The organism is Paractinoplanes maris (assembly GCF_023544465.1).
In the GTDB taxonomy this organism is placed as follows: Bacteria; Actinomycetota; Actinomycetes; order Mycobacteriales; family Micromonosporaceae; genus Actinoplanes; species Actinoplanes maris.
This window is the reverse complement of sequence record NZ_JALPVL010000008.1, coordinates 104,026-118,996: the sequence shown is the minus strand read 5'-3', so window position 1 is coordinate 118,996 and position 14,971 is coordinate 104,026. Positions and strand designations below refer to the sequence as shown.

General features: G+C 71.2%; 12 protein-coding genes. 8 read left to right on the top strand and 4 right to left on the bottom strand.

The genetic code is table 11. From position 1 onward, the window contains the following. Positions 1-11 precede the first annotated feature (11 nt). Positions 12-806: an alpha/beta fold hydrolase gene (locus tag NAG42_RS23465; RefSeq protein ID WP_250033093.1), complete on the bottom strand. Its 795-nt coding sequence runs from the start codon at positions 804-806 to the stop codon at positions 12-14. Between the two features lie 120 nt (positions 807-926). Between NAG42_RS23465 and NAG42_RS23460 the strand changes: the two genes are divergently transcribed. The 6 genes from NAG42_RS23460 (at position 927) to NAG42_RS23435 (ending at position 6,783) form a co-directional block, all read left to right on the top strand. Next, entirely contained in the window at positions 927-2,045 is a 1,119-nt protein-coding gene (locus NAG42_RS23460) for a sensor histidine kinase (RefSeq protein ID WP_250033091.1), read from the top strand. Beyond that, positions 2,042-2,695: a response regulator gene (locus tag NAG42_RS23455; RefSeq protein WP_250033089.1), complete on the top strand. Its 654-nt coding sequence runs from the start codon at positions 2,042-2,044 to the stop codon at positions 2,693-2,695. The genes NAG42_RS23460 and NAG42_RS23455 overlap by 4 nt, the downstream gene beginning before the upstream one ends. A 4-nt stretch (positions 2,696-2,699) precedes the next feature. Beyond that, the gene (locus NAG42_RS23450) at positions 2,700-3,242 is read left to right on the top strand and encodes a P-loop NTPase family protein (RefSeq protein ID WP_250033087.1); all 543 of its coding nucleotides are present in this window, start codon (positions 2,700-2,702) and stop codon (positions 3,240-3,242) included. 7 nt (positions 3,243-3,249) lie between these two features. Then, on the top strand, positions 3,250-5,004 hold the full coding sequence (locus NAG42_RS23445) for a DUF6461 domain-containing protein (RefSeq protein ID WP_250033085.1): 1,755 nt from the start codon (positions 3,250-3,252) through the stop codon (positions 5,002-5,004). A gap of 71 nt (positions 5,005-5,075) precedes the next feature. Next, positions 5,076-6,092, top strand: coding sequence for a medium chain dehydrogenase/reductase family protein (locus NAG42_RS23440; RefSeq protein ID WP_250033083.1), 1,017 nt, complete (start codon positions 5,076-5,078; stop codon positions 6,090-6,092). Between the two features lie 91 nt (positions 6,093-6,183). After that, positions 6,184-6,783: a mycothiol-dependent nitroreductase Rv2466c family protein gene (locus NAG42_RS23435; protein ID WP_308201179.1), complete on the top strand. Its 600-nt coding sequence runs from the start codon at positions 6,184-6,186 to the stop codon at positions 6,781-6,783. Here NAG42_RS23435 and NAG42_RS23430 read toward each other — a convergent pair. Then, the gene (locus NAG42_RS23430; protein ID WP_250033075.1) at positions 6,770-8,104 is read right to left on the bottom strand and encodes a GNAT family N-acetyltransferase; all 1,335 of its coding nucleotides are present in this window, start codon (positions 8,102-8,104) and stop codon (positions 6,770-6,772) included. The two genes, NAG42_RS23435 and NAG42_RS23430, sit on opposite strands and share 14 nt — an antisense overlap. 89 nt (positions 8,105-8,193) lie before the next feature. On the opposite strand from NAG42_RS23430, the gene NAG42_RS23425 reads away from it, so the two are divergent. Further along, positions 8,194-8,493: a hypothetical protein gene (locus NAG42_RS23425; RefSeq protein WP_250033073.1), complete on the top strand. Its 300-nt coding sequence runs from the start codon at positions 8,194-8,196 to the stop codon at positions 8,491-8,493. Between the two features lie 16 nt (positions 8,494-8,509). Here NAG42_RS23425 and NAG42_RS23420 read toward each other — a convergent pair whose 3' ends face one another. Together NAG42_RS23420 and NAG42_RS23415 are read right to left on the bottom strand one after the other, a co-directional pair. Then, the gene (locus NAG42_RS23420; protein WP_250033072.1) at positions 8,510-9,580 is read right to left on the bottom strand and encodes a DNA glycosylase AlkZ-like family protein; all 1,071 of its coding nucleotides are present in this window, start codon (positions 9,578-9,580) and stop codon (positions 8,510-8,512) included. Positions 9,581-9,599: 19 nt separating this feature from the next. Then, positions 9,600-13,772, bottom strand: coding sequence for a GH92 family glycosyl hydrolase (locus NAG42_RS23415; RefSeq protein WP_438872443.1), 4,173 nt, complete (start codon positions 13,770-13,772; stop codon positions 9,600-9,602). A 526-nt stretch (positions 13,773-14,298) separates the two neighbouring features. On the opposite strand from NAG42_RS23415, the gene NAG42_RS23410 reads away from it, so the two are divergent. Beyond that, positions 14,299-14,898 (top strand): hypothetical protein, encoded by a 600-nt coding sequence (locus NAG42_RS23410; protein ID WP_250033069.1) that lies wholly within the window; start codon positions 14,299-14,301, stop codon positions 14,896-14,898. Positions 14,899-14,971 lie beyond the last annotated feature (73 nt).

Below are 14,971 nucleotides of genomic sequence, written 5' to 3'. Positions count from 1 at the left end.
CGTCAAGCGAGTCATGGCCGCCGCAACCATTCGTAGATGTCGTTGTAGATGTCCGGGCCGGGCAGATGGCCGCCGGTGTAGACGTGCCCCTCGGCGCCCGGGATGTGCGACAGCAGCCACTCGGCGTGGTCGGCCGGCACGGCCTGGTCGTCGGTGCCGCGCCAGAGGGCGACCGGGACGGTGATCGCCTCCACGTCGAAGCCCCACGGCCGGCCGAAGGCCAGGGTGTCGTCCACCCAGCCGTCGAGGCTGTCGGTGAAGGTCGCGTGCAACCGGGCCAGCGCGTCGGGGTCGTCGCGGGCCGGCGGTCCGGGCTCGGCCGGTGACTCGGGGCCGCCCACGGCGACCTGCTCCATGATGCCGGCGGCGTGACCGGCCAGATCGGTCCGCAGCACCGGCTCGTCGAGGCCGGGTCTGGCCGTCGGCTTGATGCCGGACAGCACAGCGCACCGGGTGACCATTTCGGGCAGCAGCGCGGCGCAGGCCAGTGCGTGCGGGCCACCGCCCGAGCCACCGAAGACGGCGAAACGCGACCAGCCCTGGGCCTCGGCCAGGAGTCGTACGTCGGAAACCGCGTCCACCACCGTGCGGCCCGGCCGCCGGGTCGAGCCACCGTAGCCCGGACGGTCGTAATGGAGCATCCGCAGCCCGCTGGGCGCCATGGCCTCCAACTGGACCGGCCGTTTCCAGCGACTGCTCGGCGAACCACCGTGCGCGATCACCGGGAAGCCGTCGGCCGGGCCGTAGAAGCAGTAGCGCAGAACGCCACCGGCCGTGCGGAGCTCGTCCGTGGGAGGCAGGGTCACCACGGCAGCCTATCGGCGGGTAATACTCCGAATGGTGCAGCCGGTAGCCGGGAGGCGTCGATGGAAGTGTCCACCGTGGGACGACGTGCCGCACCCCCGGCCGGTCCTAGCGTCCTGGCCATGAACAGATATCTCGCATCGGCCGTGACCCTGGTCGGCGTCCCCGCGGGCCTGGCGATCACCGGCGGCAACGGACAGACCGTCATGACCCTCACGCTGGCCTTCTGGCTGGCGGTCGCCGCCTTCTTCGCCCCACGCTTCCCCCGTACGGTCCTGGTCTTCTCGCTCGCGACGGTCGCCGCCATGCGTGGCGCCGGATTGGTCGGGTCGGGCTGGGTATGGCCGGCCAGTGCCGCCTTCGTGGCCGTGGTGCTCGCCGGGCGGCTGCGGTTCACCCTCATCGCGGGCGGGCTGGCGCTGCTGTACGGGGCCAACTGGGACACCTTCGTCCTGATGACCGAGCACGGCGCCGACTGGACGCTCGCGCACGTCGGCGGCGACGCGTTGTGGCTGGCCGCGCTGCTCGCGGCGGCGACCGCCTTTGTGAGCACCCGCCACTGGCAGCACGAGACGGCTCTGCGCCTCGAGCAGGCCCAGCACGAGCGGGATCTGGACGCGCGGCGCCGGCGGGCCGAGGAGCGGGTGGGAATCGCGCGCGACCTGCACGACGTCGTCTCGCACACGCTCGCCGTGGTCGGGGTGCACCTCAACGTCGCGCTCGACGCCTTCGACACCGACCCGGCGGAGGCCCGCTCGTCGCTGCGGCTCGCTCAGGACGTCCGCGGGCAGGCCATGACCGATCTGAAGTCGCTGGTCGACGTGTTGCGCGAGGGAGGCGCGCCGCCGGTCGCCGAGCCGGCCCACGGGCTCGACGGGCTGGACCGGCTGGCCGAGCCGGTGCGGGCGGCCGGACTGACCGTGTCGGTCAACGAGTTCGGCGAGCGGTCGGACGTGCCGGCCGCGGTGGGCACGGCGATCTACCGCGTGGTGCAGGAGTCGCTGACCAACACGGTGCGGCACTCCGGCGCGACCCGGGTGGCGGTGACGCTGCGCTATGCCCCGGCAAGTGCGGTGGTCGACGTGCAGGACGACGGCCGGGTGCCGGCCGAGATCGTCGACGGCAACGGCATCGCCGGCATGCGGGAGCGGGTGGCCGCGCTGGGCGGGGCGCTCACGGCCGGCGCCGGCCGGACCGGTTTCTCCGTACGGGCGACCATCCCCTACCTGGAGCGCGAATGATCAACGTGTTGCTCGCCGACGACCAGCATCTCGTCCGCGCCGGGTTCCGCAGCCTGCTCCGCCGGGACAAGGAGATCCAGGTCGTCGGCGAGGCCGCCACCGGCGACGAGGCCGTGCGCACCACGCGGACGCTGCGACCCGACGTGATCCTGATGGACATCCGGATGCCCGGCCTGGACGGCATCGCGGCCACCCGCGAGATCCTGTCGTTCGCCCCGGACACGCGAGTGATCATCCTGACCACGTTCGAGACCGACGAGTACGTCTTCGCGGCGCTCGCGGCCGGGGCGAGCGGTTTCCTGACCAAGGAGATCGAGCCGGACGGGCTGCGCCAGGCGGTGCGGGTCGTGGCGGCCGGTGACGCCCTGCTCTCGCCCAGCGTCACCCGGCGGGTGGTGAGCCAGTTCGCCCACCGCCCGGCCGCCGCGCCGCGGGGTGACCGGCTGGCCGTGCTGACCGGGCGCGAACGCGAGGTGGTGCGGCTGGTCGCGACCGGACTGTCCAATGACGACATCGCGCGCGAGCTGGTGATCAGCCCGCTCACCGCGAAGACCCACATCACCCGGGCGATCGCCAAGCTCGGCGTCCGCGACCGGGTCCAGCTGGTCATTATCGCGTTCGAGGAAGGTCTGGCCGGACCCCTATCGTGACCGGATGCAACGCATTCTGGTCTACGGGGTGACCGGCTCCGGCAAGTCGACGCTGGCCGCCCGGATCGGCGAACGGCTCGGCCTGCCCTACCACTCGATCGACGACCTCACCTGGAAGCCGGGCTGGGTGGCGCGGCCTGAGCAGGAACAGCGCGACCTCATCCGCGAGCTGCTCGCGAGCGACGCCTGGGTGATCGACGCCGGCTACGCGATGTGGCACGACCTGGTACTCGAACGAGCCGATCTGATCGTCGGCCTCGACCTGCCGCGGTGGGTGTCGTGGACCCGCCTGCTGCGCCGCACGGTCCGCCACATCGTGCACCGCACGCCCATCTGCAACGGCAACTACGAGACCTGGCGGCTGGCCTTCTTCGACCGCGAGTCGTTGCTCTATTTCCACGTCAAGTCGTTCGCCCGCAAACGCGCCCGGATGCGCCGGTGGCAGGCGAGTCCGGACTTCCCCGAGACGGTGTTGCTGCGCTCGCCGGCCGAGGTCGAGCGGTGGCTCTCCGGTATCGGTCACCGGCGGCCGCTCAGCCCGGGATGATGAACCGATGCCTTCGCGTACGGATGAACTGGCGGCCTTTGTCGCCGCGGCGATACCGGTCCTCCGGGTGCGGGTGGCCGCCGGTCCGGCCGGATCGCTCGGGCGGCTCGGTCTCCCTGACGAGAACCGGCGCAACTGGGGCATGCCCTGGCCGGAACCGGCAAGCATGTCGGTCCTGCGAACCTTGAGCCCGCTGGCGGCCGAGCGCCTGCTCGGCGCGCTCGAGCTGACGATCGCGGGGTACGACTGGGGAGCGGCGCCGGACGTGCTGGACGGCCTGCCGGCACCGCCGGAGCGATTCGGCTATGCGACGGCCTCCCTGGGCGGAATTCGGGAAAGCGAGACCACGTCCGCCGCCACGCTGCTGGAAAGCTATCGCGTGGGCATCATCGATCGTACGGTCGCCCTGGTCCGCGAGATGGCCGCCCACCCGGTGACCGCGCCGCTGCTAATGGTCCCAGCCGGCGTGACGGACGAGGACGGGGTCGCGGCCGCTCATGGCTCGGCCTACCTCGCACTGGCCGTGGCCGTCGCGGGCGCCGTGGTGCATCAGGCGGGAGCCGCGACCATGCTCGACGAGACCGCCGCCACGGTCGGCCTGGGCGCCGGAGCGGCCGCGTTGCTGTTGGGCGAGGTGCCCATGCCTCCCCGGTACGCCGAGGCGCTGCTGGCCAAGCGTCGCGCGGAGTACCAGTTGCCGAGCCGTTCGTCCGCCCACGTGGCCGTGGCCGGCCACCGCTTCGGGCTGATCGAGCACGAGTTCCCCGAGCGGGCCGACTTCTCCGGCAACGGACTGGCCGACGCGACCGCCGGCGGTGTCGTGATCCGCACCGGCACCGCCGACGGTCACGTCCAGGTCCAGGTGGCCGTGCTCGCCGAGGCGCCGTCCGACGACGACGAGGACTTCCAGGACGACGACTGGGAGGAGATCGTGGACGTCAGCTGGCCGGCCACCGAGGGCGCCGCGTCGATCATCGGGCCCGGCCCCCGAGCCCGCGGGCTCGACCGGGTGACGCCGCCGTGGCCCGGGGACTACCGGATCCGCGTGCGGGCTCGCGGCCGTGACGAGGCGGACGCCCACTACGAGGCCTACAACCTCGCCGTCTGGAGCGCACCCGCCGCACCGGACACCGTGCACAAGCGCACCGACCGGCTGGGCCACCGGCTCCGCGGCGAACCGGAACCGCCGGCCCGTCCGTCCCGTCCCGAGCACGCCTACCGCTGGGTGGACCGCGGATCGCTCTCCCAGGCGGCGACCGTCACGGTCGTCACCGGCTCGGCACTGCCTCAGGTGCTGCGGACCTTCGGGGCCGACCCCGGGCGCCCGCAGCCGTTCGACGAGATCGAACGCGAGCTGAACGAGACTTTCCAGTACGGCGCCGGGCCGTGGGTCACCGCGCTCGAGGTCGACGGAGTCGTGCTGGTCGTCGAGTTCAACGGCTATGTCGGCTCGGACGAGGGGGTGCTGCGGGCCGCGTCCTCCGGCGGCCGCGCGGCCAGCATGTACTGGAACGTCAACATGCTGACCCGGCTCTCGTTCGCTGAGGGCGGCCGGCTTCTCGCCGCGTTCGAATACCTCGATGACAACGATGCCCTGCCGCCCGAGATCGACGCCGTCCTGGCCGGCCTCGACTTCGACGACTCGGGCGAGCGCATCGGAAAGGGTCTGGTGGCGGTGGAGCGCTTCACCGGCCGGGGCATCACCGAGGCCGACGTGGCCCGCATCGAGGAGGCGGGCGTCGGCTACCGCGTGGCCGGCTGAACCCTAGGTTTACAACCGTTGCCTTAGCGAGTAAGTTAACGGTTGTAAGCCTAGCGATCGGAGCTCATGCCATGGAAGCCACCGAAGTTGTCCTGCCCGGGGTCGTCGAGCCCAGTGGCCTTCAGCTGCGCACCCGGGAGCTGCCGCCGGCCGGGCCGGGTCAGGCACTGGTCACCGTCGAGGCGAGCGGGGTGTCGTTCGCCGAGCAGGCCATGCGGCGCGGCCGCTATCCCGGTCAGCCGAAGTTTCCGTTCGTGCCCGGCTACGACGTCGTCGGCATCGTCCACAGCGTCGGCGCCGACGTCGACGCCTCGCTGGTCGGGCAGCGGGTCGCGGCGATGACCAAGACCGGCGGCTGGGCCACCCACCTGGTGCTGCCCGCCGGTGACCTGGTCGCCGTGCCCGACGGGCTCGACCCGGGCGACGCCGAGACGCTGGTCGTCAACGGGGTCACCGCGTGGCAGATGCTGCACCGCACGGCCCGCGTGCGCCCGGGGCAGACGATCCTCGTGCACGGGGCCAACGGCGGGGTCGGGGTCACGCTGGCCCAGCTGGCCCGGCTCGACGGCATCCGGGTCATCGGCACGGCCAACCGGCGCCACCACGACGCGCTGCGCGCCTTCGGCGTCATCCCGCTCGACCACCAGGACCCGCGGCTGGCCGAGCGGATCCGCGAGCTGGCCCCCGGCGGCGTCGACGCGGCCTTCGACAACCTGGGCGGCGTGCACCTGACCCGCGCGTGGCGCCTGCTGGCCCCGGGCGGTGCGCTGGTCTGCTACTCCATCGCGGCGCACGAGTCCGGCCCGATGGTGCCCGCCTTCCTGGTCACCCTGGCCCGCCTCGGCCTCTGGAACGTGCTGCCCAACGGCAAGCGGGCGTCCTTCTACGACCTGTGGTCGGGCCGGCGCGATCGGGCGGCCTTCCAATCCCGTACGCGTAAGGATCTGACCACCGTGCTGACCCTGCTGGCCGAGGGCCGGATCACCGCGCAGGTCGCCGCCCGGGTGCCCCTGGCCCGCATCGGGGAGGCGATGACGCTGGCCGAGGCCCGCGCCGTGCCCGGCAAGGTCGTCGTCGTCCCCGCGTGAGAAGTCACCGGACCACCTGCGCGAGAGTGGCCCAGACAATCAGCACGCGATTGGCGTGTTCGGTCGGCTGATCGCTTCGTAGGGTGAAGTGGTGACGAAAGTTGACTTCTTCTTCGACCCTGCCTGCCCGTTCGCCTGGATCAGCTCGCGCTGGATCCTCGAGGTCGAGAAGCAGCGCGACCTCGACCTGAACTTCCGGGTGATGAGCCTCTATGTGCTGAACGAGAACCGCGAGCTCGACGAGTGGTACCGCGACCTGATCGACCGTTCCCTGGGCACGGTCCGGGTGATCATCGCGGCCGCACAGCAGCACGGTGACGGGGTGCTGCGCGACCTCTACACCGCTCTCGGCACCCGCATCCACAACCAGGGCAACAAGGACTTCGAGGTCGTGATCCGGGAGGCGCTGGCCGAGGTCGGTCTGCCCGCGTCACTGGCTGAGGCGGCCACCAGCACCGAATACGACGAGGCGCTGCGCAAGAGCCACCACGAGGGCATGGACCCGGTCGGCGAGGACGTCGGCACGCCGACCATTCACATCGACGGGGTCGCGTTCTTCGGGCCGGTGCTCACCAGCATCCCGCGCGGCGAGCAGGCCGTGAAGGTGTTCGACGGCGCCGTGGCCCTGGCCGGTTATCCCGACTTCTTCGAGCTCAAGCGGACCCGTACGGGCGAGCTCAACTTCGGCTGAGCCGGCGCTCGTAGAGTGCGCTGCGATGCGTCGGCCGGTAACCGAGGGCGTGGTTGACCCGGCGCATCGCGGCGTTGTCGTCGGCGGTGTCGGCGACCAGGCCGGCCAGGCCGGGGAACCGGTCGCGCACCCGGTGGATCTGCTCGGCCTTCATCCAGCCGGCCAGGCCGCGGCCGCGGTGGGCGGGCAGGACGCCCGTGCCGTAGTGCTGAGCGTCGCCGGTGCCGTCGCCCGGCACGACCAGCTCGGTGAAGCCGGCGATCTCCCCGTCGGCGTCGAGCACGGCCGTGGTGACCAAATGCTCGCCGCGGCCGGCGACGGCGGCCGCGACCGCGTGCAGGCGCTCGACGGTCCAGGGTTGCGGGATGCCGGCGGTCTCGCCCATCGGCATGTCGTCCATGGCCTTGCGGGCGTGGGCGAACGTCGCGGCCAGGTCGCCGGGCACCGTCCCGTCCCAGTGGACCAGGCGATAGCCCGGCGCCGGCCGGCCGGCCGTGCGGTCGCCGCCGAGGGAGAGCCGGGTGTAGGTCAGGGCCAGGACGGGCCGCAACTGGTGTGCCCGGCAGAAATGCTCGCCGTCCGAGGCTTGCGCCACCGCTTCCGTCCGCAATCTCCGCATGCCCTCCTCGGCCGCGGACCCGGCGGCCGCCTCGAGCAGCTGGCTCCCGACCCCGGCCCGGCGTTCGGCCGGGTGCACCTGGATGTCGAGCTCGGCCACGTCACCGGCCACCGGGATCCACAGGAAGGCGGTGCCGAGCGGCCGCAGGTCGAGGCCGGCCGCCACCCAGGCCAGCCGCCGGCCGGCCGTGTGATGGGCCGGATCGATCAGCGCCGTGATGTTGACGATCATGCGAGCCGCAGGATGGTTTCCTCGATCTCGGCGCGCCGCCCGTTGGCGTACCCGGTGTCGGTGCCGACGACCTCGAACCCGGCCCGCCGCAACACCCGCAGCGACCCCGCGTTGTCGCTGGCGGCGCGGGCGAACAGCGGCCGGACGGGAACCAGCTCGAGCAGCAGGGCGAGTGCCCGCCCGGCGATGCCCTGCCCCCCACACGGACCGGTCGATCCAGTAGGTGACCTCGGTGTCGCCCTCGATGACGAAGGCCGCGATGCTGCCGACCAGCCGCCCGTCGAGGGTGACGACGCGGTTGGTCACGTCGGCCCGGGCCCGGATCCTGGCCTGGTGCGCGTCGAAGGCGGCCCGGTCGTCCGGATCCTCGGCGACGAAGGCCGCCATCCGCACCGACTCGGGATCCCGCATCAGCTCGAACAACGCGTCGAGGTCGCCGTCCTCGAGCGGCCGCAGCGCCACTTCCCCCACGGGCCCCTCCCCCTCCAGGATTCCCCGCGGAGCGTACGGGGTACGACCCTCCCGCCGCAGCCCGCGGTCACCGGCGAAAGGCCTCGGCTGTGCCCTGGATAGAGCTGAAACGCGCCCATGACGTCGGCGCCATCGCCCGCCGCATGACGTTCCGGGTCGACGGCCGGCTGGTCGCCCGGCTGAGGCGCGGGGCAACGGCCCGCATCGAGGTGCCCGCCGGCCGTCACACGGTCCAGGCCCGGATGGACTGGCAACGCAGCGAGCCGCTGGAGCTGGACCTCAGCGACGACACCCTGGTGACCCTGACCGGCGCCCTGACCGAGCACTCGATGACCTTCACCGGCACCTTCCGCCACCCCCGCACCGCCCTGGAACTCCTGGTCACGTAGCCGGGACCGCGAGCCGTCAGGCGGGGAGGTCGAGGCCCAGGTGCAGCCGGCGGGCCAGGTCCTGGATCTCGTCGTGCACGGCGGTCGAGGTCTCGGCGTCGAAGGGGATGTCCTCGTGGATAGCGTCGACTCGCAGGACTCCCTGTTTGCGGTCGGCGGTGGCGTCGAGCTTGCCGATCAGGCGGTCACCGCTGAGGATCGGCAGGGCGTAATAGCCCCAGCGGCGCTGGGCAGCCGGCTTGTACATCTCGAGGTTGTAGTCGAACGCGAAGATGTCGGCCATCCGCTTGCGGTCGAAGATCAGCCGGTCGAGCGGGGAAAGCAGAGCCGTACGCCCCTCGAAGGCACCGTCGAGGAAAGCGGGGTCCACCCGCCAGTGGCCGCGGACACCGTCGACGACCGCGCGCTCACCGACCTCGGGGCTGATCTTGCGGACGAGGCCCAGTGACCGCAGCAGCCGCTCGGCGCGGATCCGGTGCGCCACCTCGGCCGGGACCACCTCGTCGGGGTAGACGCGGTGGGCCAGGTCGAACAGGCGCTCCCGGCCGTCGCGGTCGGCCACCGCGACCTCGCCCCGCACGATGAGGCATTCGAGCATCGTGCCCACGTTGCGGTTGTTGTTCCAGCCCGACGATCCCCACGGCACCTGCGCGGTGTCGGGGATGGACGTCTGCGGCACCGGGCCGTCGACGTCGAGCAGGGCCAGGACGTCCTGCCGGAAACGATCGTTGGCGTCGACCCAGTGCTGGGCGCCGGGGTGGCCGAACTGCGAGTCGGGGGCCGCCCACGCCTGCATGTCGGCCCGGAACAGCGGGATGTCCGCCATCGGCCGGATCAGGCCGCGCAACTCGACGTACGTGCGGTCGGCGAGTCCCTCGGCCAGCTCGGCCGGGCGGTAGGCCGAACCCAGCCGGCTCCAGGCCACCAGGTCGGCGCTGGGCGCCACCGCGGCCGTCTGGTCGTACTGCAGGAACGTCAGCCGGCTGACCATCTCGTACAGGTCAGCCGGCTGACGCCGGTCGAGCAACTGGGCCCGGACGGCGATCCGGCGCGCCTCCTGGCGGCTCAGCTCGACGACGGCTCCCATCCTGCCGACTGTAGGGGATCTACAACTTCGCGCACTGCCCGAGGCGAGGACCCGAGCCCGCGTTCTTCAGGCCGTTGTCCACCGGCGCGGGCCGGTTGCCCGCGCAGGTGAGTGGTCCGTTGATCGTGTTGCCGGCCACCACGGTCGCGGTCCTGCCGGTCAGCACCGTGACCGGCCCGCGCACGGTCGAGTCCTCGATCGTGACCGGTCCCGAGCCGCTCGCCGTGATCGCCCCGGTCACCGTCGAGGAGAGCAGCGACACCGTGCCGGCCCCGCTGGCGGTCAGCGCCGCCTTGAAGGTCGCGCCCGTGGCATACAGCGAGGCCCCCTTGCGTACGGTGACCAGACCGGTCACCGATGAACCGGGCGCCAGGCAGGTCACGCCGGACGACACCGTCAGCGCCCCGGTCACCTTGTCGGCCACCGTGGTCGTGCAGGCCGGCGCGGGCTTCCCGAGCAGCTCCACCTCGGCCAGCCCGGCCGCGCCGTCGAAGGCGATCGAGTAGAACTTGTACCGCCCCGGTGACGCGACCTTGAACGGGCGGGTCTGCAGCCGCCAGTCGAACTTCTCGTCGGTCCGCTTGTCGATCGTCGTCCACGTGGTGCCGTCGTAGGAGCCGCGCACCGTCCACGACGACGGGTCGGATCCGGCCGTGTCGGCCGACGTCAGCGTGTAGTGCGAAACCGGCGCGAGCTGAGCCGACGCGAATTCGTAGGTGAACGCGCCGTCGACCGTGGCCCGGGTGGCCGTCGTGTCGTCGACCAGTGCCGGCACCGAGGCGGTCCCGTTGTCGGGCCCGGTCAGGTCGCGCAGCGGGTTGGCCGGCGCGTCACCGGTCGTGAGCGACGGCGGCGGCGAGCTCGCACCCCACGACGACGGCTTCGGACCCATGGCGAAGTCGAGTGTCGCCCCGCCGGCCAGCGTCGCGTGCGGGATGGACGTGGACCCGTACGCCTTGCCGTTGATCTTCAGGCCCTGGACGTAGACGTTGGTGGCGCTGTTCTTCGGGGCGTTGACGACGATCTTCTTGCCGTTCTCCAGGTTGACCGTGGCCTTCGTGAAGAGCGGCGACCCGACCGCATAGGCCGGCGAGCCCATCTGCAGCGGATAGAAGCCGAGCGCCGAGAAGATCTGCCAGGCCGACATCTCGCCGTTGTCCTCGTCGCCGGGGTAGCCCTGCCCGATCTCGCTGCCCAGGTAGAGCCGGGACAACGCCTCCCGCGCGAGCTTCTGCGCCTTCGCGGGCCGGCCGGCGTAGTCGTACATGTAGATGATGTGGTGCGACGGCTGGTTGCTGTGGCCGTACTGGCCCATCCGGACGTCGCGGGCCTCGAGCATCTCGTGGATCGTGCCGCCGTACGAGCCGGGGAACGTAGCCGTCTCGGGCGTCGCGAAGAACTCGTCGAGCTTCTTGCCGAGCCCGGCCTTACCGCCGTACAGGTTGGCCAGGCCCTGTCCGTCCTGCGGCACGTGGAACGCCATGTTCCACCCGTTGGTCTCGGTGTAGTCGTAACCCCAGACCCGCGGGTCGTAGTTCCCGGGTGTCTGCCGCCAAGCTCCGGCCGAGCTCTTGCCTTGGAAGAAGCCGACCGATTTGTCGAACATGTTGACGTAGTTCAGCGCCCGGTTGCGGAAGTACTCGGCCTCCTCGGCATACCGCTTCTTGCCGGTCTTCTCGGCGAGCGCCGACGCCATCTCGCTGATGCCGAAGTCGTTGATGTAGCCGTCCATGGCCCAGCTCATCGCCTCGCCGGTGGCGTCGCTCGGGGTGTAGCCCTTGAAGATCGAACTGGCCAGGCCCTTGCGGCCGACGTTCTGGTTGGGCGGCGTGACGGTCGCGTTCTTCACCGCGGCGGCATAGGCCTGTTCGACGTCGAAACCCTTGACCCCCTTGCGGTACGCGTCGGCGAACGCGACATCCGAGCTGGTGCCGACCATCAGGTTGGCGTAGCCCGGTGACGACCAGCGCGAGATCCAGCCGCCGTCGCGGTACTGCTGGACGAACCCGTCGACCATCTCGCCGGCTTTTGCGGGCGTCAGCAACGAGTACGCCGGCCAGGTGGTGCGATAGGTGTCCCAGAACCCGTTGTTGACGTACACCTTGCCGTCCTTGACCGGCGCCCCGGTTTCGGTCGGCGTGCTCGCCGGGCTGGTCACCGCGGACTGCACGGTGTGCTTGTAGGCCGGCGCTTCGGTCGTGCCCGTGTTCTCGTACGCCGAATTGGGGTAGAGGAACAGGCGATAGAGGTTGCCGTAGAGCGTGGCGAGCTGGTCCTCGGACGCGCCTTCGACCTCGACCGTGTGCATCTTGTCGTCCCACAACGTCCGGGCCCGATCCCGTACGGATTCCAGGGAGGCGTCCGGGGCGATCTCGAGATCCAGGTTGTGCTTGGCCTGGGCGACGCTGATCAGCGACGTGGCGATCCGCATGGTCACCGTCTTGTCGCCGAAGCTCACGTAGCCGGTGGACGGCCGGTTGCCCGCGGCCAGCGAGCCGCTCGCGGTCACCGCGCGGTCGAACGTCGCGTAGACGAACATCCGCGTCCAGCCGGCCGAGAGGCCACCACTGTTCACATCGGACCAGCCGCTGATCGACCGGCCGGCGGCGTCGATGGTCAGGCCGGCGTTGTTGTTGACGTTGTCGAGGATCAGGTTGCCGTTGTCCCCCGGGAAGGTGAACCGGTAGAGCGCGGCGTGGTCGGTCGGCGCGAGCTCGGTCTCGAGCCCGTTGTCGAACGTGACGCCGTAGTAGTAGGGCTTGGCCACCTCGTTGTCGTGCGAGAACGGCAGCGCGCGGGCCGTGCGGGACGGGTCGAGGCCGGTCGAGGGCATCACCTGGAACGTCTGCCGGTCACCCATCCATGGACTGGGCTCGTGGCTGGTCGAGAACGCCTGGATGGTGGGCTTGTTGCCCGCGTTGTTCTGCCGCGACCACTGGTAGAGCCAGCTCGTCGAGCCGGCGTCGGTCACCGGCGTCCAGAAGTTGAAACCGTGCGGGACGGCGGTCGCGGGGAAGTTGTTGCCCCGCGAGAAGTCGCCGGACGACTGCGTTCCGCGGCGCGTGTCCACGTACTCGGAAAGGTGGGCTCTGGGCTTGGCCGGCGCGACCTGGCTGATCGTGAGGTCGTCGAACCAGGCCCGGAAACTGGTGGGGCCGCCCGGCTTGTCATAGCCGACCAGGATGCGGTCGATCGTCTTGCCCTTGGCCACCGCGCCGATGCGTGCCTTCTTGAGGTTCCACTGTGCGGTGTAGAGGCTCTGCGAGGCACCCTGCGCGGCCGGGCTCAGGACGAAGCCGTGCTGGTCCTCGGCCTTCAGGTCGGACAGGTAGGTGCCGTCGGTGAAGGCCAGATCCACCGCGGTGTACGTGGCCGGGTTGCTCAGATCGGTGCGGTTGAACTCGGGGAACACCAGATAGCTGAGCTCGGTGTCGTCCGCAACGGCCAGATCAACGTCGAAGACCTTGTTGTACGCGTATCCGCGCCCCTCGGCGGTGTGGCGCCCGGCGATCTGGAACGCCTTGAGGCCCGTGTAGCCGGCGTTCGCCTTCGCGGTCGGCGAGCCGGCCGGTCCGTTGCCGATCCGGCTCTGCATGGGCCCGGTGGGTGGCGGTGTCGTGTTCGCGTCGGCCAGTTCGAGGTCGGCCAGCTGCGTCAGGTTGCCACTGCCGTGGGCCGAGATGCTCAGGCGGTAGACCTGGTAGCTGCCCGGCGTGGCCACCTCGTACGTCTTGGTCCGGAACCGCTCGTCGAAGGTCTCACCCGTCCGGGTGTCGACCGTGGTCCAGCCGGTGCCGTCGGCCGAGCCTTCCAGGGTCCAGTCGCGGGGGTCGCGCTCGGGGGCATCGTTGGCGCTGGTCAGAGCGTATTTGACAACCTCGGCCGGGGCATCCAGCGTGTACTGCGCCCAGCTCGCCGGGGTGTCGACGAGCCACTTGGTGGCGGCGTCGCCGTCGTTGAGGTTGGTGGCGCCCTCGTTGCTGTTGGGCTCGGCGTTCACCGCGATCGCGGTGACCCGGCCGCGGAGGCTGCCCGGCATGCCGGCGGTCACCGTGCCGTCGACGCCGGCCGCCCGGTCGGTCGTGTCGGTCCAGTCGGGTTGCGGCTGGCCGGTCTCGAACGAGGAGGCGAAATCCGCGGCCGCCGCGGCGTTCGCCGGCAACCCGATCATCATCGCTCCCATGACTGCCAGAGGCACTGCCGCGACTAGCCATCGTGGTCGGCGCATCCACCCTCCCCAGTTTCCGCGTAACGTGCGCAACACATCGTTACCGGTAAATCCATGGATGGGCAAGCCTCGATCCAACACGATCGCGCAGCGGCTGACATCGATGTCAGCGATGGGCTTGTGCCCCATCTTGCCTCGCTATATGGTCGATCCGGGCCCTGAGTGCGAGCTCCCCCCGGTGTTGATTCGTGTGCGGTTCCGATCGCCACCTGCGCTCACCCTCGGCCTCTTCTTCCCGCTGGTCATCCCGATCTCGGCTTCGCCTGGGGCGCCTCCCTGTGCGCGATCGTCAGCCCGGCCGACGCGGACGTCCTCGCCCTGGCCGACCTCGACACGTCCCGGATCGCCATCGAGATGCGCGGCGCCCGTCCACCTGACGTTCCCGTGTGCGAGGGACCCGGCTCCCCCACGGGAGGGATCCACCGCTCCCCGCCATCGCCCAATGTGGAGGGCGCAGCGCCGCGACGCGGCGACGGACGAGGGGAACGACATGCGAAAGACGTTGCTATGGGGCATCACCGCGGCAGCCGCCCTGGCGGTCACGGCGGCCGCGGCACCCGCCGTGGCGGGAGCCCGCGGACCGGCCCGGGTGACCGGCTGGGCGGAGTTCGCGCTGCCCTACGGACAGGACGCCGACGTACGGTCTTTCGCCTTCGACGCCCGGGCGGTGCCCTGGACCCGGCCGATCCCGGTTCCCGGCGGGGAACAGGGATCGCCCGCTGATGCGACCGGCACGGTCCGGGTCGCCCACCGGGTGGCGGCACAGAACATCACGGTGCGGTTCGAAGCGGCCGTCGACTGCATGATCACGAGCCCGGGGCACGCGAGCCTGACCGCCGTCGTCACCCGGGCCGACCCGCAGGCAGCCGACTTCGTGGGCAAGCGGGTCGGCTTCAGCGTGCAGGACGGCGGCCGGAACGGCGATCGCGTCGGCTTCTCCTGGTCGGCCAGCGCCGACCAGGACGAGAGCGGCCAGTGGGGTGAGTCCCGCGTCGGCACCTGTCTGGCGCCGGCCGCCTTCGCGAGCGTGACCCGCGGCGGCTACACGGTGCGGCACGCCGAGTTGAAGGCGCCGCCGGCCGGCCGATGAGCCCGGCCGCGCGGTGAACGGGGGTGACGGCGGGGCGGGCGACCGCCCCGCCGTTGCGGCTCCGGAAGATTTT